17 protein-coding genes are annotated in these 19,278 nt (G+C 64.6%); 7 read left to right on the top strand and 10 right to left on the bottom strand.

The window, feature by feature from the left end; translation table 11 throughout:
- Window positions 1–59 precede the first annotated feature (59 nt).
- Entirely contained in the window at window positions 60–578 is a 519-nt protein-coding gene (gene yjgA, locus AACY13_RS03350; RefSeq protein WP_339459302.1) for a ribosome biogenesis factor YjgA, read from the top strand.
- Between the two features lie 288 nt (window positions 579–866).
- On the opposite strand, the gene tldD is transcribed toward yjgA, so the two are convergent.
- The 8 genes from tldD to mreB form a co-directional block, all read right to left on the bottom strand.
- Window positions 867–2,324: a metalloprotease TldD gene (gene tldD / locus AACY13_RS03345; RefSeq protein WP_339459300.1), complete on the bottom strand. Its 1,458-nt coding sequence runs from the start codon at window positions 2,322–2,324 to the stop codon at window positions 867–869.
- Window positions 2,325–2,340: 16 nt separating this feature from the next.
- The gene (locus AACY13_RS03340) at window positions 2,341–3,195 is read right to left on the bottom strand and encodes a carbon-nitrogen hydrolase family protein (protein WP_339459299.1); all 855 of its coding nucleotides are present in this window, start codon (window positions 3,193–3,195) and stop codon (window positions 2,341–2,343) included.
- Between the two features lie 86 nt (window positions 3,196–3,281).
- Window positions 3,282–7,115, bottom strand: a complete 3,834-nt coding sequence (locus AACY13_RS03335) for a YhdP family protein (RefSeq protein WP_339459297.1) — start codon at window positions 7,113–7,115, stop codon at window positions 3,282–3,284.
- A gap of 31 nt (window positions 7,116–7,146) precedes the next feature.
- Complete coding sequence (rng, locus tag AACY13_RS03330; RefSeq protein WP_339459296.1) at window positions 7,147–8,604, bottom strand: ribonuclease G; 1,458 nt, start codon at window positions 8,602–8,604, stop codon at window positions 7,147–7,149.
- 57 nt (window positions 8,605–8,661) lie between these two features.
- Complete coding sequence (locus AACY13_RS03325) at window positions 8,662–9,282, bottom strand: Maf family protein (RefSeq protein WP_339459295.1); 621 nt, start codon at window positions 9,280–9,282, stop codon at window positions 8,662–8,664.
- Between the two features lie 45 nt (window positions 9,283–9,327).
- Window positions 9,328–9,816 carry a rod shape-determining protein MreD gene (gene mreD, locus AACY13_RS03320; RefSeq protein ID WP_339459294.1) on the bottom strand — a complete coding sequence of 163 codons (489 nt, stop codon included), beginning with the start codon at window positions 9,814–9,816 and terminating at the stop codon, window positions 9,328–9,330.
- On the bottom strand, window positions 9,813–10,769 hold the full coding sequence (gene mreC, locus AACY13_RS03315) for a rod shape-determining protein MreC (protein WP_339459988.1): 957 nt from the start codon (window positions 10,767–10,769) through the stop codon (window positions 9,813–9,815). Before mreC ends, mreD begins: the two co-directional genes overlap by 4 nt.
- 92 nt (window positions 10,770–10,861) lie before the next feature.
- A complete protein-coding gene (gene mreB / locus AACY13_RS03310) occupies window positions 10,862–11,899 on the bottom strand; it encodes a rod shape-determining protein MreB (RefSeq protein WP_108096189.1) in 1,038 nt (345 codons plus the stop codon).
- Between the two features lie 240 nt (window positions 11,900–12,139).
- Here mreB and gatC point away from each other — a divergent pair, with 240 nt between their 5' ends.
- The 6 genes from gatC to AACY13_RS03280 all read left to right on the top strand — a co-directional run bounded on the left by gatC (window position 12,140) and on the right by AACY13_RS03280 (window position 17,604).
- Window positions 12,140–12,427, top strand: coding sequence for an Asp-tRNA(Asn)/Glu-tRNA(Gln) amidotransferase subunit GatC (gene gatC / locus AACY13_RS03305; RefSeq protein WP_339459288.1), 288 nt, complete (start codon window positions 12,140–12,142; stop codon window positions 12,425–12,427).
- A gap of 16 nt (window positions 12,428–12,443) precedes the next feature.
- On the top strand, window positions 12,444–13,895 hold the full coding sequence (gene gatA / locus AACY13_RS03300; RefSeq protein WP_339459286.1) for an Asp-tRNA(Asn)/Glu-tRNA(Gln) amidotransferase subunit GatA: 1,452 nt from the start codon (window positions 12,444–12,446) through the stop codon (window positions 13,893–13,895).
- An 11-nt stretch (window positions 13,896–13,906) separates the two neighbouring features.
- Window positions 13,907–15,355: an Asp-tRNA(Asn)/Glu-tRNA(Gln) amidotransferase subunit GatB gene (gatB, locus tag AACY13_RS03295; RefSeq protein WP_339459285.1), complete on the top strand. Its 1,449-nt coding sequence runs from the start codon at window positions 13,907–13,909 to the stop codon at window positions 15,353–15,355.
- Window positions 15,356–15,449: 94 nt separating this feature from the next.
- On the top strand, window positions 15,450–15,896 hold the full coding sequence (locus AACY13_RS03290; RefSeq protein ID WP_339459284.1) for a septal ring lytic transglycosylase RlpA family protein: 447 nt from the start codon (window positions 15,450–15,452) through the stop codon (window positions 15,894–15,896).
- Window positions 15,897–16,122: 226 nt separating this feature from the next.
- Window positions 16,123–17,223: a calcium/sodium antiporter gene (locus AACY13_RS03285; RefSeq protein WP_339459283.1), complete on the top strand. Its 1,101-nt coding sequence runs from the start codon at window positions 16,123–16,125 to the stop codon at window positions 17,221–17,223.
- Window positions 17,224–17,226: 3 nt separating this feature from the next.
- Window positions 17,227–17,604: a carboxymuconolactone decarboxylase family protein gene (locus AACY13_RS03280; RefSeq protein ID WP_339459282.1), complete on the top strand. Its 378-nt coding sequence runs from the start codon at window positions 17,227–17,229 to the stop codon at window positions 17,602–17,604.
- A 59-nt stretch (window positions 17,605–17,663) separates the two neighbouring features.
- Here the strand turns inward: AACY13_RS03280 and AACY13_RS03275 are convergent, their stop codons facing one another.
- A complete protein-coding gene (locus AACY13_RS03275) occupies window positions 17,664–18,605 on the bottom strand; it encodes an AEC family transporter (protein ID WP_339459280.1) in 942 nt (313 codons plus the stop codon).
- Between the two features lie 106 nt (window positions 18,606–18,711).
- Window positions 18,712–19,272 carry a response regulator transcription factor gene (locus AACY13_RS03270; RefSeq protein WP_339459279.1) on the bottom strand — a complete coding sequence of 187 codons (561 nt, stop codon included), beginning with the start codon at window positions 19,270–19,272 and terminating at the stop codon, window positions 18,712–18,714.
- Between the last annotated feature and the right edge of the window lie 6 nt (window positions 19,273–19,278).

Raw genomic sequence — 19,278 nt, 5'->3', positions numbered from 1 at the left:
GGCGCTTACAGCTGGAAACTTGCTGCTATCATGTCGGCGTTTTCCACTGGACCGCCACCATGTCTGAATACCTTGACGACTTCTCCGGCGAGAAGAGCAAAACCCAGGTCAAGCGCGAGTTGCATGCGCTACAGGATCTGGGGCAACGCCTGACTACCCTGAAACTCGACCTGCTGAACAAGCTGCCGCTGACCGACGAACTGCGCCGCGCCCTGGCCGAAGCGCCGAAACACACCGCCAATGCCGCGAAAAAGCGCCATGTGCAGTTTATCGGCCGGCTGATGCGCGATCAGGACATCGAATCCATCCTGACCCTGCTCGACCAGCTGGATGCCTCCACCCGCCAGTACAACGAACGCTTTCATAACCTGGAGCGCTGGCGCGACCGCTTGCTCAACGGCACCGACGAAACCCTGGAAGCCTTTGTCGTCGAATACCCCGACGCCGACCGCCAGCACCTGCGTCAGCTGATCCGCCAGGGCCAGCACGAACTGGCGCAGAACAAAGCGCCAGCCGCGTCACGCAAAATCTTCAAATATATCCGCGAGCTGGATGAAACCCAGCGCGGCCTGCGCTAGGCAGCTACATCGCCGGGCTGGAGCCCAATAGCTCCGGCCCGTAGCCCTCTCCAGGCTCAGCCACTCCACGCCACAACCTAGGCGTGATACAGCCAGTACACAAAACCGCCCAGCACAGCAGTCCAAATCTCTACAAAGCCCAGAGTGCCCAGCCAGCGCACACTGCGTACGGTCTTGCGTGGGCGAACCCGCCCAAACGTAACCACGATCACAGTCCAGCGCCCCAGCGAATAGCACAGCCATTCGAAGAGCCAATCCAACAACGCCCCCAGCAGCTCATCCACAATCTCAGCTGCCTGTCCCACCCACGGTAATCGCATCGATCTTCAGCGTCGGCTGGCCGACGCCCACCGGCACCGACTGGCCGTCCTTGCCGCAGGTGCCGACACCGCTGTCCAGGGCCAGGTCGTTGCCGACCATGGATACCCGGCTCATGGCTTCCGGGCCATTGCCGATCAGGGTGGCCCCCTTGACCGGGGCGGTGATCTTGCCGTTCTCGATCAGGTAGGCCTCGCTGGTGGAGAAGACGAACTTGCCGCTGGTGATATCGACCTGACCGCCGCCGAGGTTGGCGCAGTAGATGCCCTTCTTCACCGAACGGATGATTTCCTCCGGGTCGCTCTCGCCGGCCAGCATGTAGGTGTTGGTCATGCGCGGCATCGGCAGGTGCGCGTAGGATTCACGGCGACCGTTACCGGTGCAGGCCACGCCCATCAGGCGGGCGTTGAGCTTGTCCTGCATATAGCCCTTGAGCACGCCGTTCTCGATCAGGGTGGTGCACTGGGTCTGGGTACCCTCATCGTCCATGCTCAGGGAGCCGCGGCGCTCGGCCAGGGTCCCGTCATCGACGATGGTGCACAGGCTGGAAGCCACCTGCTCGCCCATGCGCCCGCTGTAGGCCGAACTGCCCTTGCGGTTGAAGTCGCCTTCCAGACCATGGCCGACCGCTTCGTGCAGCAGCACGCCGGACCAGCCCGCGCCCATAACCACCGGCATGCTGCCGGCCGGGGCGGGGATCGCCTCCAGGTTGACCAGGGCCTGGCGCAGCGCCTCACGGGCGTAGCCCATGGCGCGCTCTTCGTTATTGCTGGTCTGTTCGAGGAAATAGCGGTAATCGGTACGTCCGCCACCGCCATGACCGCCGCGCTCGCGACGGCCATTGTGCTCGACGATCACGCTGACATTGAAGCGCACCAGCGGGCGGATATCCGCGCCCAGACTGCCATCATTGGCGGCGACCAGCACCCGGTCCCAGACGCCGGCCAGGCTGACAGAGACCTGCTTGATCCGCGGATCGAGGGCGCGGGTGGCGACGTCGATACGCTTGAGCAACTCGACCTTTTCCGCCCGCCCCAGCACATCCAGCGGATTGTCCGGCGCATAGAGCGGCGTCAGCAGCGGGCTGCTGAAGGCCTGTACGCGGCCATGCTGCCCGGCCCTGGCAATTGAACGGGCGGCCTGCGCCGCCTGGCTCAGGGCCGTGGCGGTAATCGCATTGCTGTAGGCAAAACCGGTCTTCTCCCCGGACTGGGCACGCACGCCCACGCCCTGATCGAGGTTGAAGCTGCCTTCCTTGACGATGCCATCCTCCAGGGCCCAGGTTTCCGAGACCTGGCTCTGGAAATACAGGTCGGCGGCATCGATACCCGGACCAGCCAGTTCGGCCAGTACCCCGGGCAGATGCTCAAGGGTCAAACCACCCGGACCCAACAGATGTTCACTGACGGACACCAACATCTCGCTCATAACGGCTTAATCTCGTTCATGACTGCTCCACGCCAGGCAGCCGGGGTTCGGCTGTGGCAAAAAATCGTTTGTGCCGGGCCACCGGCATGCGCCGACGAACGGCGGCCTGTTCCGCGGCATCGCGCTCGGCCACAAGCACCGCCTGGCCCGCGGCCTGCTCGGCCAGCACCTGGCCCCAGGGGTCGATGATCGCAGAATGACCAAAGGTCTCGCGGCCGCCCGGATGACGGCCGCCCTGCCCGGCCGCCAGCACATAGCACTGGGTTTCGATGGCGCGCGCGCGGGTCAGCACCTGCCAGTGCGCCGCCCCGGTCACCGCGGTAAAGGCCGCCGGCAGGCTGATCAGTTCGGCCCCCGCCTCACGCAGAGCGCCAAAGAGCTCGGGGAAGCGCAGGTCGTAGCACACCGTCAGCCCCAGACGCCCCAGCGGCGTGTCGGCCACCACCACCTGCTCACCGCAGGCGAAGTCATCCGATTCACGGTAACAGCCATGGCTGTCGCCGACCTCCACATCGAACAGGTGCAGCTTGTCGTAACGCGCCACCCGCTGACCGTATTCGTCGATCAGCAACGAACAGGCGCGGGGCTTGGCCGTGGGCTGGGCGTCCGGCGGCAGTGGCAGGGTACCGGCGACAATCCACAGGCCCAGATCGCGGGCGGTCTGATACAGCCAGGGCAATATAGGCCCCTCGCCCGCGGCTTCACGGTGGCCGAGCGCAGCCAGATCACTGCGCCCCATGGCGGCGAAATTTTCCGGCAATACCGCCAGCCGCGCCCCTCTGGCCGCGGCTTGTTGCAATAACAGCCGGGCCTGGGCCAGGTTGGCCAGCACATCGGCCTGACTGACCATTTGAATGACGGCGAGACTCATGACATGCGGATTCCGAAAACGGCTCGAACCGTCAGCTTACAAGCCATGGCCCCCGACTGCACAGCCACACGTCCAAAGACGCCCACTCACCGCGGTTTCTCAAAGGGTTTGTCGAAGCTGATCTGCGGATCCTGCCAGGGCCCCTTGACGTCGTACTGCACACTGGCGAAACGCGCCACCCGGTCGCCCAGCAACTTGTCGGCAATAAACAGCGCGCCGCCGATGGCCGGGGCCCCGACGATCAGGGCGGCCAGGGGCAGGTTATTGCTCACTGGCAGGGTGACCAGTAGCTTGGCATCGACCTGCTCCCGGCGCATATCCAGGGTACCGTCCAGCTCCAGGTTGCTCGAGGGCCCGATCAGGGTCAGCGGCTCACGGGTGACGAACACCCCCTCGCTGGCGACCAACAGACCCTTGACCCGGTCATAGCTCAAGCCCTTGTCCAGCAGATCGGAAAAGTCCAGGCGCAGGCGACGGCCAATCGAGTTGAAGTTGAGGAGACCGAAGACCCGCAGCGCCGAGGCCGGCCCCTGCACTTCGGAAAACTGCCCCTTGCGCATGGCCACATCCAGGCTGCCGGAGAATCGTTTCAGGCCGAACCAGGCCGGCGAGCCCGGCCAGTTGCCATCGACCTCCAGGCGAAAGCTGGCGCTGCTGGCGGTCGGTGCATAACCCCAGGCGATCAGCACATCAGCCAGATCCGCGCCGCCCAGGCGGCCGCTGTACCAGCTCCGGCTGGCCCCCGGGGTGCCCTGCCAGCCGCCCTGGCCGCTGAGCTGCAGGCCCTTGAGGTTGAGATCGAGGTCGCTGAACTTCACCCCATCCCCGCTCGGACGAATCTTCAGCGACCAGGCACCAAGGGCCTCGATACCCTGATAAACCGTGGCGATACGCAGGTCGATCGCCGGGATCTGACGCGGATCGACGCCGGCCAGCGGGTCGGGCTTGTCCACCGCCACACTGGTTTCTGGCTTGGGTTCGGCCGCAGGCAGACGCAGGTAGTCGAGGTTGAGGGCAATCGGCACCGCGGTATCATCCGCCACATCGATCCGGCCCTTGATCCGCTCACTGTCCAGGTTCACCGCCCAGCTCTGGGCGACCCGCTGCAAACGCAGTGCAAGCGCCTCCAGCTCGGTACCAAAACCGCTGAAGCGGCCAATCTGCAGCTGCGCATCGCTGAACAGCTGCTGCGCGCTCTCGCTCGGCATGCGCTTGTAGGGTTGCAACACCGCCTGCCAGGCGTCCCAGTCCAGCTCCGCGACCCGGCCGCGCAAACGCACGCCCTTGCCTCCCGGAAGGCTCGCCGGGCCGTCCGCCAGGCGCAATTCGCCGCGCCCTGCGCCGAACTGCCCGAGCGGCGCAGCGAAAGACAGACTGGCCAGCTCGGCATAATCCAGCCAGTAGCGGCGCTCGGGGCCGCTCAGGGTCATCCGCCAGTCGGCGTAGCTGGTCGCGCCAGCCGCCTTGCCGAAAGGCGCGGGCAGCGCGATGGCCAGGCCCTGAAGATTGGAGTCGACCCGCAACTGGCTGTCGGCTCCATCCAGGGCCAGGCGCAAGCGGTAAGGCAGGCTGCCGCTCAGCGGCAGCGGCTGGGTCACGCCCAGCCAGGCGCTCAGCTCGGTGACGCCGACCCGGCCGGTGGCCTCGATGCGCGTCAGGGCACGGCCCGCGCGGCCTTCGGCCAGCGCCTTGCCACGCACCGCGTGGCCCAGCACCCGGGCGCGAATATCCGGCGCGCTGAGGCCGCGGGCCGTGTCGTAGCGAAAGCGCCCCTGCACCTGGCTGAGCTGCAGCAGCGGGTTGCTCAGGTTGAGTTCGGCATTGCTGCTGGCAAAATCGACCACCACTGCGGGCAGCAGCCCCTTGCGCAGCGGCAGGTCGAGCTTGAGCCTGCCGCTCAGATCACCCGCGCCGCTCCAACCGGCGAATATCTCGGCAGTGCCCAGCGGCGCGTCCTGAAGAATCTGCAGGGCATCATCGACACTGCTGCTCAGCTCGCTGTTAAGCAGCAAACGTATCGGCTGCCCGGGCAACGCCGTGGCAATCAGGGCCTGGGCATTGCTCACCCGGCTGTTGAGAATGCGCCCCTCGGCCAGCTCGACGCGCACCCCGCTGTCCTCGATATAGACTTCCCCGCGCCCTTCACGCAGCGTCGGCCAACCGGGCTGATAGGCCAGCTCGGCGTCGCGCACGGCAAAGAACAGGCTGAGGCTGCGCGCGGCATTTTCCGCCCCCTTGATCAACGACCCCTGGTACTGGAAGAAGCCCTCATCCACCCGGCCGCTACGAATCGCGCTTTTCAGCCAGGCATCCAGCTCGGGGCTCAGTCCCGGAGCCAGGCTCGGCAGGTATTTTTCGGTAAAGCGCGCATCGCCATCACGCAGGCCGACGCGCAGGTCCATATAGTCTTCGGCCTGGGGATCGCGCATCAGGCGAATCAGGAAGTCGCCGGCAATCGCCCCCTCTTCGCCCACCACCTGCAGATAGGGGCTGCGCAGGGTGAATGCCTGCTCATCGAGTTGCCAGGTCAGCCTGGCATTGGCCGTGCTGTAGTGCCAGGGCTGGGGGAACAGGGTGTCCAGGTGCAGGGAGAAGTTCTCGCTGGCCATGCGCAACTCGCCCTGGGCGAGGTCGCCGCTGATGCTGCCACTGACGTTTTCCGCCGCAGGCGAGGCCAGGTAGGCGGCAAAGCCGATGCCGTCGAGATTGGCCGAGAACTGCAGGCGGCCAGGCCCCTCGACCTGCGGCCGGTAATCGAGCTGCAGGTTGCGCACCGCGCCCTGGGGGTTGAGTTGCGCCAGCACGCCCAGGGCCTTATCCGGCAGCGGGGCCAGCGCCGCCACCAGCGGCTGCAGGGGGGCCAGGTCGAGGTGATCGGCACTGAGCAGCCATTGCTCTTGCAGCTCCACACTGCCCGCCTGCTGCCTGAGGGCCACGCGCGCCTCGCCCCAGCGCTGCTCGCCCCGGCTGAAGGCCAGGTCATCGAACAGCACCTCGGAGCCCTCGGCGGTGCGGGTGAAGTAGGCGTTCAGGCTCAGGTTGCTCAACGCCACCGACTCGCGCGGGCCATAGCCCGCCTGCAACTGCGGCGCGTGCAGGCGGCTGACGGCACGCTGCACCGCCCCCTCGGCCCAGGACAACCAGATCTCGCCGCCGGCCTGCAGGCGCTCGAGCCGCCAATCCGCCAGCAGGCTGGCCGGCACCCAGGCGGCCCAATCGCTCTGCGGCAGGCTCAGGTACAGTTCGGTCCGGGCCTCGCGCCAGCGCTCGGGCTGCATCCGGGTGCGTAACTGCAGAGCCAGCGGCTGGCCATCGGGCAGCAGCAGGCGGCCATCCAGGCGCTGACTGGCGCGGCCGTTGCGCAGCGTCAGATTGACGTAGGTCAGGGTGCGCGCCGGTTGCTCGAACGCCTGCAGGGTCACCTGGCTGTTGAGCAGCGACAGGCGTTTGACCGTCTGCAACTGGCGCAACAGCTGGGGCACGTCCAGGGGCGCGGCCGCCTCGCGCTGCGCCAGCCCCTTCAGCGCCCAGCCACCCTCGGCATCCTGCTGGACCAGCAGCTGCAGGCCGTCCAGCTCCAGACGCGCCACCCGCAGTTGCCGCGCCGCCAGGCTGGCCAGCACATCGGGCACCACCCGCACCTGATCGAGCTGCAGGACTTCCAGGCCTTCGCCGACCCGCAGGTCATGGGCAATCAGCACCGGCGCAAAGCCCTGCCAACGCCCCTCCAGGGCACCGATGCGCACCGGCATGGCCAGCGCCGCAGCGGCCTTGTCTTCCACCTCCAGGCGGTATTCGGCGGCCAGCGGCAACAGCTCCCGGCCGAGACTGACATACAGCGCCGCCAGCACCAGGCCGAGCGCACAGAGCCCCAGCGTCCAGCGCAGCAGGGCCATGATCCAGCGAGCCAATGCCTCCATTCAGCTTATACCCGACAAATCAGACGAGAATTCAGAGCAACACCACATCGTATTGCTCCTGGGAGTACATGGTCTCGACCTGAAACTTGATAGTGCGGCCGATAAAGGCCTCCAGATCGGCGACATTACCCGACTCCTCGTCGAGCAGGCGGTCGACCACCTTCTGGTTGGCCAGCACCCGGTAGCCCTCGGCCTGATAGGCCCGAGCCTCGCGCAGGATCTCGCGAAAAATCTCGTAGCAGATGGTTTCCGCGGTCTTCAGCTTGCCGCGGCCCTGACAGGCGCTGCAGGGCTCGCAGAGCACCTGCTCGATGCTTTCGCGGGTGCGCTTGCGGGTCATCTGCACCAGGCCCAGCTCGGTGATGCCGATGATATTGGTCTTGGCGTGGTCGCGCTCCAGCTGCTTTTCCAGGGTGCGCAGCACCTGGCGCTGGTGCTCCCCGTCTTCCATGTCGATAAAGTCGATGATGATGATCCCGCCCAGGTTGCGCAGGCGCAGCTGGCGGGCGATGGCGGTGGCCGCCTCCAGGTTGGTCTTGAAGATGGTCTCTTCCAGCGTACGGTGACCGACGAAGGCCCCGGTATTGACGTCGATAGTGCTCATCGCTTCGGCTGGATCGATGATCAGGTAGCCGCCGGACTTGAGCGGCACCTTGCGCTCCAGGGCGCGCTGGATCTCGTCCTCGACGCCGTACAGGTCGAAGATCGGCCGCTCGCCGGGGTAGTGCTCGAGGCGGTCGGCGATTTCCGGCATCAGCTCAGCGACGAACTGGGTGATTTTCTGGAAGGTCTCCCGCGAGTCGACGCGGATCTTCTCGATCTTCGGGTTGACCAGGTCGCGCAGGGTGCGCAGCGCCAGGGACAGGTCCTCGTAGATCACCAGCGGCGTCGGGCCGACCTTCATCTGGGTGGCGATCTGCTCCCACAGCCGGCGCAGGTAGCGGATATCGGCGAGGATCTCCTCGGCCCGGGCCCCATCGGCGGCGGTACGCAGGATAAAGCCGCCGGCTTCCTCGATGCCTTCGGCGGCCACACAGTCGGCCACCACCTGCTTGAGGCGCTCGCGCTCGGCTTCGTCCTCGATCTTCAGCGAGATGCCGACGTGAGCGGTGCGCGGCATATACACCAGGTAACGCGAGGGAATCGACAGCTGGGTGGTCAGGCGCGCGCCCTTGGTGCCGATCGGGTCCTTGGTCACCTGCACCACCAGGCTCTGGCCTTCGTGCACCAGGGCGCTGATGCTCTCCACCGCACTGCCTTCGCGGCTGGAGATTTCCGCGGCATGGATAAAGGCCGCACGCTCCAGGCCGATATCGACGAAGGCCGCCTGCATCCCCGGCAGTACGCGCACCACCTTGCCCTTGTAGATATTGCCGACGATGCCGCGCTTCTGCGTACGCTCGACGTGCACTTCCTGCAGCACGCCGTTTTCCACCAGCGCCACACGCGATTCCATCGGCGTGATATTGATCAGAATCTCTTCGCTCATGCGCTTATCTCTTCTGAAGCAAGCTGAAAGCCCGGACGGCGGCACTCGTGCCAGCCATCACCCGCGCCCCGCAACCTCTTGACTGTCAACCGGCAACGACTGCCAGCACGGAATGGCAAATTCTTCGAGCAGCTCGGCGGTTTCGCACAGGGGCAAGCCCACTACCGCCGAATAACTGCCCTGCAACTGGCTGACGAACACCGCCGCCAGCCCCTGGATCGCATAACTGCCGGCCTTGTCCTGCGGCTCGCCGCTGGCCCAGTAGGCCGCGATCTCCTCGGCCCGCAATGGCCGAAAGCTGACCTGACTGCTGACCACCCGCACGGCCACCCGCGCCGGACTGGCCAGGGCCACGGCTGTAAGCACCTGATGCATACGCCCGGACAGGGCCATCAGGGTCGCCCGGGCCTCTGCCGCATCGGCGGGCTTGCCCAGAATACGCCCATCCAGCACCACGGCCGTATCGGCACCGAGCACCACGGCATCCTGCGGCCGGCTCAACGCCGCCAGGCCGGCCTGCGCTTTCGCCCGGGCCAGACGCTCTACATAGGCGACTGGCAGCTCATCTGGCAATGGATTTTCATCAATAGGAACGATTTGGCTGAGAAAGGGCACGCCAATCTGCGTCAACAATTCACGTCGACGCGGCGAACCGGATGCCAGATAGAGCGTGGCCATGCAGACTTCTCCCTGTCGGATAAGCGCAAGGCCCGCAGGCCCTGCTCAATTGACGCCAATGCGTTGCTGCAACCCACGCAGGATTGCGCAGACCCAGGGCCAGAGCAACGCACTGACCAGTGCGGGGAATACGAACTCGAGGGTCGGCTGACGATTGCCGGTCAGCGCATGCAGCCACAGCTGCACCAGTTGCGCCAGGCCGAACACCACCAACAGCACCATGCTTTGCTGCCACATGGGGAACATGCGCAGGCGCTGATGCAGAGTCAGCACCAGAAAGGTGATCAGGGTCAGCACCAGAGCATTCTGCCCGAGCAGAGAACCATTCAGCACGTCGGCCAACAGCCCCAGGCACCAGGCCGTGGTCATTCCCACGCGATGGGGCAAGGCCAGCACCCAGAAGGTCAGAAACAGCGCCAGCCACAACGGCCGGCCCATTTCCATAAAGCGCGGCATGCTCGAAACGCTGAGCAGCAGGGCAAAGCCCAGGGTCAGCCAGACCACCCACAGATTGCTCGCCCGCGTCGATCTCATTGCTCAGCCCCCACTTCAGGAGCCGGTCCAGGAACGGGGGGCGCGACTGACGGCGCACCCGCCTGCTGCAGAATTTCCCGATCCAGGGCTTCCTGGGCCTGCGCCGACTCGGTGGCACGCTGTTCCGGCGAGCGCGGGTCGGTAAACACCAGCAGCATATAGCGGCTGCGATTGAGGCTGGCGGTGGGCATGGCGCGCACGATGGCGAATGGCTGGCCGGAATCGTGAATCACCTCGGTCACGGTGGCCACCGGATAACCCGCCGGAAAGCGCTGCCCCAGACCCGAACTGACCAGCAGATCGCCTTCCTTGACATCCGCGGTATCGGCCACGTGGCGCAGCTCCAGGCGCTCCGGGTTGCCGGTGCCGCTGGCAATCGCGCGCAGGCCGTTGCGGTTGACCTGCACCGGAATGCTGTGGGTGGTGTCGGTGAGCAGCAGCACCCGCGAACTGTAGGGCAGCACTTCCACCACCTGACCCATCAGGCCACGGGCATCCAGCACCGGCTGGCCGAGCAGCACGCCATCCTGCGCGCCCTTGTCGATCAGGATGCGATGGGTGAAAGGGTTGGGGTCGATACCGATCAGCTCGGTGGCCAGCACCTCGTCGTCGACCAGGGCGGACGAGTTGAGCAATTCGCGCAGGCGCACGTTCTGCTCGGTCAGCGCGGCAAGCTTCTGCAGGCGGCGCTGCATCATCAGCTGCTCGGCCTTGAGCCGTTCGTTCTCGGCGGCCAGCTCGCTACGCGAACTCAGGCCCTGGGTGGCCCCCTCCCACAGGGTCACCGGCAGACGGCCGAGCCAGTACACCGGCTCGACGATCAGGCCGAGCTGAGCGCGCAAGGGTTTGAGCACGGCGAAACGGGCATCCACCACCATCAGCGCAACCGCTAACACGGTGAACACCAGCAGGCGAACGCCGAGCGAAGGACCTTTGGTGAATAGCGGTTTGATGGCGAGTTCCTCGTAGCCACAAGCTTCAGGTTGCTGGCGACAAGCCAAGGCCGAGCCGGGACATATTCAGCTTGCGGCGTGTCGCCCAGGGCTTACTCGCTGGACAGCAGGTCCATGGTGTGGCGATCCATCATTTCCAGAGCCTTGCCGCCGCCACGGGCCACACAGGTCAGCGGATCTTCGGCGACGATCACCGGCAGGCCGGTTTCCTGGGCCAGCAGCTTGTCCAGGTCGCGCAGCAGCGCGCCACCGCCGGTCAGTACCAGACCACGCTCGGCGATATCCGAGGCCAGCTCCGGCGGCGACTGCTCGAGGGCACTCTTGACCGCCTGGACGATGGTGGCCAGGGATTCCTGCAGGGCTTCCAGTACTTCGTTGGAGTTGAGGGTGAAGCTGCGCGGTACGCCTTCGGCCAGGTTACGGCCACGCACGTCGACTTCACGCAGCTCGCCACCGGCGTAAGCGGTGCCGATTTCCTGCTTGATCCGTTCGGCGGTGGACTCGCCGATCAGCGAACCGTAGTTGCGCCGCACGTAGGTGATGATGGCTTCGTCGAAACGGTCGCCGCCAACCCGTACGGACTCGGCGTAAACCACGCCGTTCAGCGAGATCAGGGCAATTTCGGTGGTACCGCCGCCGATATCGACGACCATCGAACCGCGGGCTTCTTCAACCGGCAGGCCGGCACCGATGGCGGCGGCCATCGGCTCTTCGATCAGGAACACTTCACGGGCACCGGCACCGAGGGCCGATTCACGGATGGCGCGACGCTCTACCTGGGTGGATTTGCAGGGTACGCAGATCAGCACGCGCGGCGACGGCTGCAGGAAGCTGTTCTCGTGAACCTTGTTGATAAAGTACTGAAGCATTTTCTCGCAGACGCTGAAGTCGGCGATGACGCCGTCCTTCATCGGGCGAATGGCGGCGATATTACCTGGGGTACGACCGAGCATGCGCTTGGCTTCGGTACCGACCGCCACCACGCTCTTCTGGTTGCCATGGGTACGGATGGCGACGACCGACGGCTCGTTCAGCACGATGCCGCGTTCGCGGACATAAATCAGGGTATTGGCAGTGCCCAGATCGATCGAAAGATCACTGGAAAACATGCCACGCAGTTTTTTGAACATGGGATAGGGACCCTAGGCAACGCGTGGGTAAAAAAGTGCGGCAAACTCTAACAACGACAGGGATTTTGAGCAAGGCACCAATATGTTAGATTGGCTGTTTTTCCGGGCTTTAAGGCCCATCATCGCGGCCTTTGACCGCCAGCTTCCACTATCCGTTCCCTGCACCTGCATGCAGGTCAACTCGTGCACATTTCCATAGGTGGCCAAGCGATTGCGCTGCCTTATAGAGGGAGAAACCTGATGGCGCTTGAACGCTCCGAAGTGGAAAAGATCGCCCATCTGGCCCGACTGGGCCTGAATGAGGCGGATATTCCGGGTACCACCGAGACGCTCAACACTATTCTCGGCCTGATCGACCAGATGCAGGCGGTCAATACCGACGGCATCGAACCCCTGGCCCACCCGCTGGAAGCCACCCAGCGCCTGCGCGCCGACCAGGTCACCGAAGTCAATCAGCGCGAGGCTTACCAGGCCATCGCCCCGGCCGTCGAGAACGGCCTGTATCTGGTTCCGAAAGTCATCGAGTAAGGGAAACCGCCTAGCCATGTATCAATTGACCCTGGCCGAGATCGCCCGCGGACTCGCCGACAAGCAATTTTCCGCCGAAGAACTGACCCGCAGCCTGCTGGCGCGCATTCAGCAACTCGACTCGCAGCTCAACAGCTTTATCAGCGTCACCGAAGATCTGGCCATCGGCCAGGCCAAGGCCGCCGACGCCCGCCGCGCGGGTGGTGAGAGCGGTGCCCTGCTCGGCGCGCCGATCGGCCACAAGGACCTGTTCTGCACCCAAGATGTGCTGACCAGCTGCGCGTCCAAGATCCTGCAAGGTTTCAAGGCCCCCTATAACGCCACCGTGGTGGAAAAACTCGCCGCCGCCGGTGCCGTGACCCTGGGCAAGCTGAACATGGACGAGTTCGCCATGGGCTCGGCCAACGAATCCAGCCACTACGGCCCCGTGAACAACCCCTGGGACCTGAGCCGCGTGCCCGGCGGCTCCAGCGGTGGTTCGGCGGCAGCGGTGGCCGCGCGCCTGCTGCCGGCCGCCACCGGCACCGACACCGGCGGTTCGATCCGCCAACCGGCGGCGCTGACCAACCTCACCGGGATCAAGCCGACCTACGGCCGCGTTTCGCGCTGGGGCATGATCGCCTACGCCTCCAGCCTCGATCAGGGCGGCCCACTGGCGCGCAGCGCCGAGGACTGCGCGCTGATGCTGCAGGCCATGGCCGGCTTCGACCCGAAAGACTCGACCTGCGTCGATCAGCCGGTGGACGACTACCTGGCCGCGCTGAGCCAGCCGCTTAACGGCCTGCGCATCGGCCTGCCGAAGGAATACTTCGGTGCCGGCCTGGATGCACGCATTGGCGAGAAGGTGATGAGCGTGGTCGAAGAGCTGAAAAAGCTCGGCGCGACCGTCAAGGACATCAGCCTGCCGAATATGCAGCACGCGATTCCCGCCTACTACGTGATCGCCCCGGCCGAAGCCAGCTCCAACCTGTCGCGCTTCGACGGCGTGCGCTTCGGTTATCGCTGCGAGAACCCGGTCAATCTGGAAGACCTGTACAAGCGCTCGCGCGGCGAAGGCTTCGGTGCCGAGGTCAAACGCCGCATCATGGTCGGCACCTATGCGCTGTCCGCCGGCTACTACGACGCTTACTACCTGAAAGCACAGAAAATCCGCCGCCTGATCAAGAACGACTTCGTCGCTGCCTTCAATGACGTCGACGTGATCCTCGGCCCGACCACGCCGAACCTGGCGTGGAAGCTCGGCGAGAAGAACAACGATCCGGTCGCCGCCTACCTGGAAGACATCTACACCATCACCGCCAACCTCGCCGGCATCCCCGGTCTGTCGATGCCTGCCGGCTTCGTCGACGGCCTGCCGGTGGGTGTGCAACTGCTCGCCCCTTACTTCCAGGAAGGCCGCCTGCTCAACGTCGCCCACCAGTACCAACAGGTTACTGACTGGCACACACAAGCTCCGGCTGGATTCTGAGGACGACACGCATGCAATGGGAAACCGTAATCGGGCTGGAAATTCACGCCCAGCTCAGCACCCAATCGAAGATCTTTTCCGCCAGCGCCATCGCCTTCGGTGCCGAGCCCAACACCCAGGCCAGCCTGGTTGACCTGGGCATGCCCGGCACATTGCCGGTGCTGAATGCCGAGGCCGTGCGCATGGCCTGCAAATTCGGTCTGGCCATCGATGCCGAAATCGCCGGCAAGAACGTCTTCGCCCGCAAGAACTACTTCTACCCGGACCTGCCCAAGGGCTACCAGACCAGCCAGATGGACGACCCCATCGTCGGCAAGGGCTTCCTCGACATCACCCTGGAAGACGGCAGCCAGAAGCGCATCGGCATTACTCGCGCGCACCTGGAAGAAGACGCAGGCAAGAGCCTGCACGAAGACTTCCACGGCATGAGCGGCATCGACCTCAACCGTGCCGGCACGCCGCTGCTGGAAATCGTCTCCGAGCCGGACATCCGCTCGGCCAAGGAAGCCGTGGCCTACGTCAAGGCGATCCACGCCCTGGTGCGCTACCTCGGCATCTGCGACGGCAACATGGCCGAAGGCTCGCTGCGCTGCGACTGCAACGTTTCGGTACGCCCCAAGGGCCAGGCCGAGTTCGGCACCCGCGCCGAGATCAAGAACGTCAACTCGTTCCGCTTTATCGAAAAGGCCATCAACCATGAGGTTCAGCGGCAGATCGAACTGATCGAGGACGGCGGCAAGGTGGTGCAGGAAACCCGCCTGTACGACCCGAACAAGGATCAGACGCGCTCCATGCGCAGCAAGGAAGAAGCCAACGACTACCGTTACTTCCCCTGCCCGGACCTGCTGCCGGTGGTGATCGAACAGAGTTTCCTCGACGAAGTACGCGCCACCCTGCCGGAGCTACCGGTACAGAAACGCGCACGCTTCGAAGCCGAGTTCGGCCTGAGCGCCTACGACGCCGACGTATTGGCCGCCAGCCGTGAACTGGCCGACTACTTCGAAGCGGTCAACGCTGTCTGTGGCGATGCCAAGCTGGCCGCCAACTGGGTGATGGGCGAGCTGTCCAGCCTGCTCAACAAGGACAACCTGGACATCGAGCAGTCGCCAGTTTCCGCCGCGCAACTGGGCGGGATGATCCAGCGCATCAAGGACAACACCATCAGCGGCAAGATCGCCAAGATGGTCTTCGAGGCCCTGGCTGCCGGCGAAGGCGCCACGGCCGACGAAGTGATCGAGAACAAGGGCCTCAAGCAGGTCACCGACTCCGGTGCCATCGAAGCCATGCTCGACGAGGTGCTGGCGGCCAACGCCGAGCAGGTCGAGCAATACCGGGCCAGCGACGAAGCCAAGCGCGGCAAGATGTTCGGCTTCTTCGTCGGCCAGGCCATGAAGGCCTCGAAAGGCAAGGCCAACCCCGGCCAGGTGAACGAACTGCTGAAGAAAAAGCTCGAAGGGTAAACCGCATACGCTGGCCCGGCGAACACCGGCCAGAATGACTCGCGATAATGACGCCGGGCTTGCCCGGCGTCTGTCCCTCTGGAGGAGCTGACCGATGTTCACTCGTAGCCCGGATGCAATCCGGGAACAACCGGCCCCGCGAATGACAGCCGGGCTGCGGACCGCCACACGGTTCCGTAACGGCCTGATCCTTGGCGCACTGGCCTTGCTTGCTGGCTGCACCAGCCAGAGCCTCTACCCCGGCGGCTACAGCGCCGAAGGCAAGGCCTCCTACTACGGGGCCCGTCACCATGGCAAGAAAACCGCTAGCGGCGAGCGCTTCGACCAGCACGCCATGACCGCCGCCCATCGCAGCCTGCCCTTTGGCACCCGGGTGCGGGTGACCAACCTGCACAACGACACACAGGTGGTGGTGCGCATCAACGACCGCGGCCCCTTTGTCAGGGGGCGGATTATCGACCTGTCGCACAAGGCCGCCGAGCGCCTCGACATGCTGCGCGCCGGCGTGGTGCCGGTGCGGGTACAGCAACTGGCGGACTGAACCGGCGCTGGCCGAGCATCACCAGGCCGCCCCGGCATAGCGCCCACGACATCACCTCCACGCCTGCCGCCGAAGCCGAAGCCGAAGCCGAAGCCGAAGCCGAAGCCCCAGAGTTTCAGGGCTGCAGCGTCCGCACGGCAAACGCAGACACAAATAAAGCTGCAGCCCCACTGGCAGCCCAACTCGGGATGATTAAACTAGCGCCACTTTTCTGGAGCCCCTTGCAATGACCCTGATGACCTTTGTCTACCTGATCGCCGGCCTGGTGCTGCTGGTCGCCGGCGCTGAAGTGCTGGTGCGCGGCGCGGCCAAGCTGGCCGCCCAGTTCGGCATTCCGCCGCTGATTATCGGCCTGACCGTGGTGGCCTTCGGCACCAGCGCCCCGGAAACCGCCGTCAGCGTACAGGCGGCCTATAACGGCAGTGGCGACCTGGCGATTGGCAACGTGATCGGCAGCAATATCGCCAACGTACTGCTGGTCCTGGGCATGACCGCCCTGGTCGCGCCGCTGATCGTCTCGCGCCAGTTGATTCGTCTCGATGTGCCGATCATGATCGGGGCCAGCCTGGTGGTCTACGCCCTGGCCTGGGACGGCAGCCTCAGCCGCCTCGAGGGAGCGTTGCTGTTTGCCGGAGTGGTCAGCTATACCGCCTTCCTGATTATCAGCTCGCGCCGCGAGCAGACGGTCGCCGCCGAGGATGATGAATTCGTCAAGGAGTTCGGCCTCGATCAGCCGGCCAAGCCCCATGCCTGGGCGATCAACCTGGGCCTGCTGATCGCCGGCCTGGTGCTGCTGGTGGTGGGTTCCAATTTCCTGGTCGAAGGCGCGGTCAGCCTGGCCCGCGCCCTCGGCCTGTCGGAACTGGTGATCGGCCTGACCGTGATCGCCATCGGCACCTCGCTGCCGGAACTGGCCACCTCGATCATTGCCGCCTTCAAGGGCGAGCGTGATATCGCTGTGGGCAATATCGTCGGCAGCAATATCTTCAACCTGCTCTGCGTGCTGGGCCTGGCCTCGCTGACCTCACCACAGGCGATCAACGTCGCGACCAACGCCCTGGCCTTCGACTTCCCGGTAATGATCGCTGTGTGCGTGGCCTGCTTGCCGATCTTCTTTTCCGGCTACCGCATCAACCGCTGGGAAGGCCTGCTGTTCCTCGCCTACTACGTGGCCTATACGGTTTACCTGGTGCTGTCGTCGACCGGCCGCCCCTTCGCCGAAGTGTTTGGCGAGGCCATGCTCGGCTACGTGCTGCCGCTGACCGCGGTGACCCTGGTGGTCATTGCCGGGCGTGCCTGGCACAGGCAGCGTGGCCAGGAGGTTTAACCGATGAGCGATAGCCGTGAACAAGGCCTCAAGGTGCGCCGCGAGGTGATGGGCGATGCCTTCGTCGACCGCGCCCTGGGCAACGCCAGCGACTTTACCCAGCCGCTGCAGGATTTCGTCAACGAGCATGCCTGGGGCGGCGTCTGGACCCGCGAAGGCCTGGACCGCAAGACCCGCAGCCTGATCACCCTCTCGGCCCTGACTGCACTGAAATGCCCGCAGGAACTCAAGGGCCACGTGCGCGGCGCACTGAACAATGGCTGCACGGTGGCGGAGATCCGCGAAACCCTGCTGCACTGCGCGGTGTATGCCGGCGTGCCGGCGGCCATCGACGCCTTCCGTGCGGCGCAGGAAGTGATCGACGAATATCAGCAAGCCTAAGCCATAAAAAAGCCGACGCGAACGTCGGCTTTTTTATGGCTGCGTATTGTGCCGTCGTACTAGAGCCACCCCACCCACTGCAGCAACAAGAGCCCCAGATTGGTGGTAATCACCGAGGCCAACGTACTGATAACGATAATCGCCGAGGCCAATTGATAATTGCCCCCTACCGCCTTGGCCATGACAAAGCTGGCTGCCGCTGTTGGGCTGACAAAGTAGAGAAACAGGATGCCAAGGTCTGCACCGCGAAACCCACACAACCCCGCCCCCAGTGTGGCCAGCACGGGCAACCAGAGCACTTTCATCAGACTCGAACTGATAGCCATCCCAGTGCCCTGGCGCAAGGAATCCAGAGTCAGCGTGGCACCTATGCAGATCAGTGCCAACGGCAGGCTCATCTGGGCAAAATAGCCTGCCGAGGTCAGCAGCCAGGCGGGCAGCGGTATCTGCCAGGCCGCGAATGGAATCGCCGCCAGCACCCCGATAATCAAGGGATTGCTGACGATGCTCTTGCCTACACTCCAGACATCGGCTTTTGCCTGTGGGCTGTAGATCGCCAGGATAATCGCCGACAGAATGTTGTAGCTGAGGATCACCACACCGCCAAGCACCGCACCGACTGACAGCCCATAATCGCCGTATATGCTGGTGGCCAGCGCCAGACCAACAATGCCGTTATTGCCGCGAAACGCGCCCTGGGTGTAGATGCCTCGGTCAGCCTTGGGACAACGCCAGACCGACCAAGCCCAGGCCAGCAGGAAACAACCCAGGGTAGCCAGCACAAAATACAGCAGTAGCGCCGGCTGCAGCGCCGCGCTCAGGTCCGCCTTGATTATCCCGAGAAACAGTAGCGTGGGCAGCGTGCCGCGAAACACCAGGGTCGACGCGGTATTGATAAAAGCCACATCGACCAACCCCAGGCGTTTGAGCACCACACCGAGAAACAGCATGGAGAACACTGGAGCCGTGACGCTGATGGTTTGCTGAACGACGGCGAGCATAACGGCCCCTGCCAAGCGATTTACTTAGGGGGCTAATAATAGCAAGGCTATTTACAGGAAAGCTTTCAGCACCCTTCCACCCGTGAGAAATAGCCCCTAGCGACCCTCAGCGACGCACCGGGCGCTTCTGCAATTTGCGCTGCAGGGTACGCCGGTGCATGCCCAGGGCGCGGGCGGTGGCGGAGATGTTGCCTTCGTGCTCGGCCAGCACGCGCTGGATATGCTCCCACTGCAGGCGGTCCACCGACATCGGGTTTTCCGGCACCAGGGTGTCCAGGTCGGCATGTTGGGTCAGCAGCGCGGCCAGCACATCGTCGGCATCGGCCGGTTTGCACAGGTAGTTGCAGGCCCCGCGCTTGATCGCCTCCACCGCGGTGGCGATGCTCGAGTAACCGGTGAGGATCACCACGCGCATCTCGGCATCCAGCTCCAGCAGCTTGGGCAGCAGCACCAGGCCGGAGTCGCCTTCCATCTTCAGATCCAGTACGGCGTAGTCCGGCAGATCCTGCTCGGCCAGGGCCAGGCCCTCCTCGGCGGAGCCGGCGGTGGACACCCGCAGGCCGCGACGGCTCATGGCGCGAGCCATAACGCGGGTGAAGGTCGGGTCGTCATCGACCAGCAGCAGATGGGGTTGTTCTTCGCCTTCGAACAGCACTTCGTCGCTCATTCGGGT

Source organism: Pseudomonas sp. EA_105y_Pfl2_R69, assembly GCF_963970915.1.
Classification (GTDB): Bacteria; Pseudomonadota; Gammaproteobacteria; order Pseudomonadales; family Pseudomonadaceae; genus Aquipseudomonas.
The sequence above is the reverse complement of the archived record's forward strand: the minus strand, read 5'-3'. Positions and strand labels throughout refer to the sequence as shown.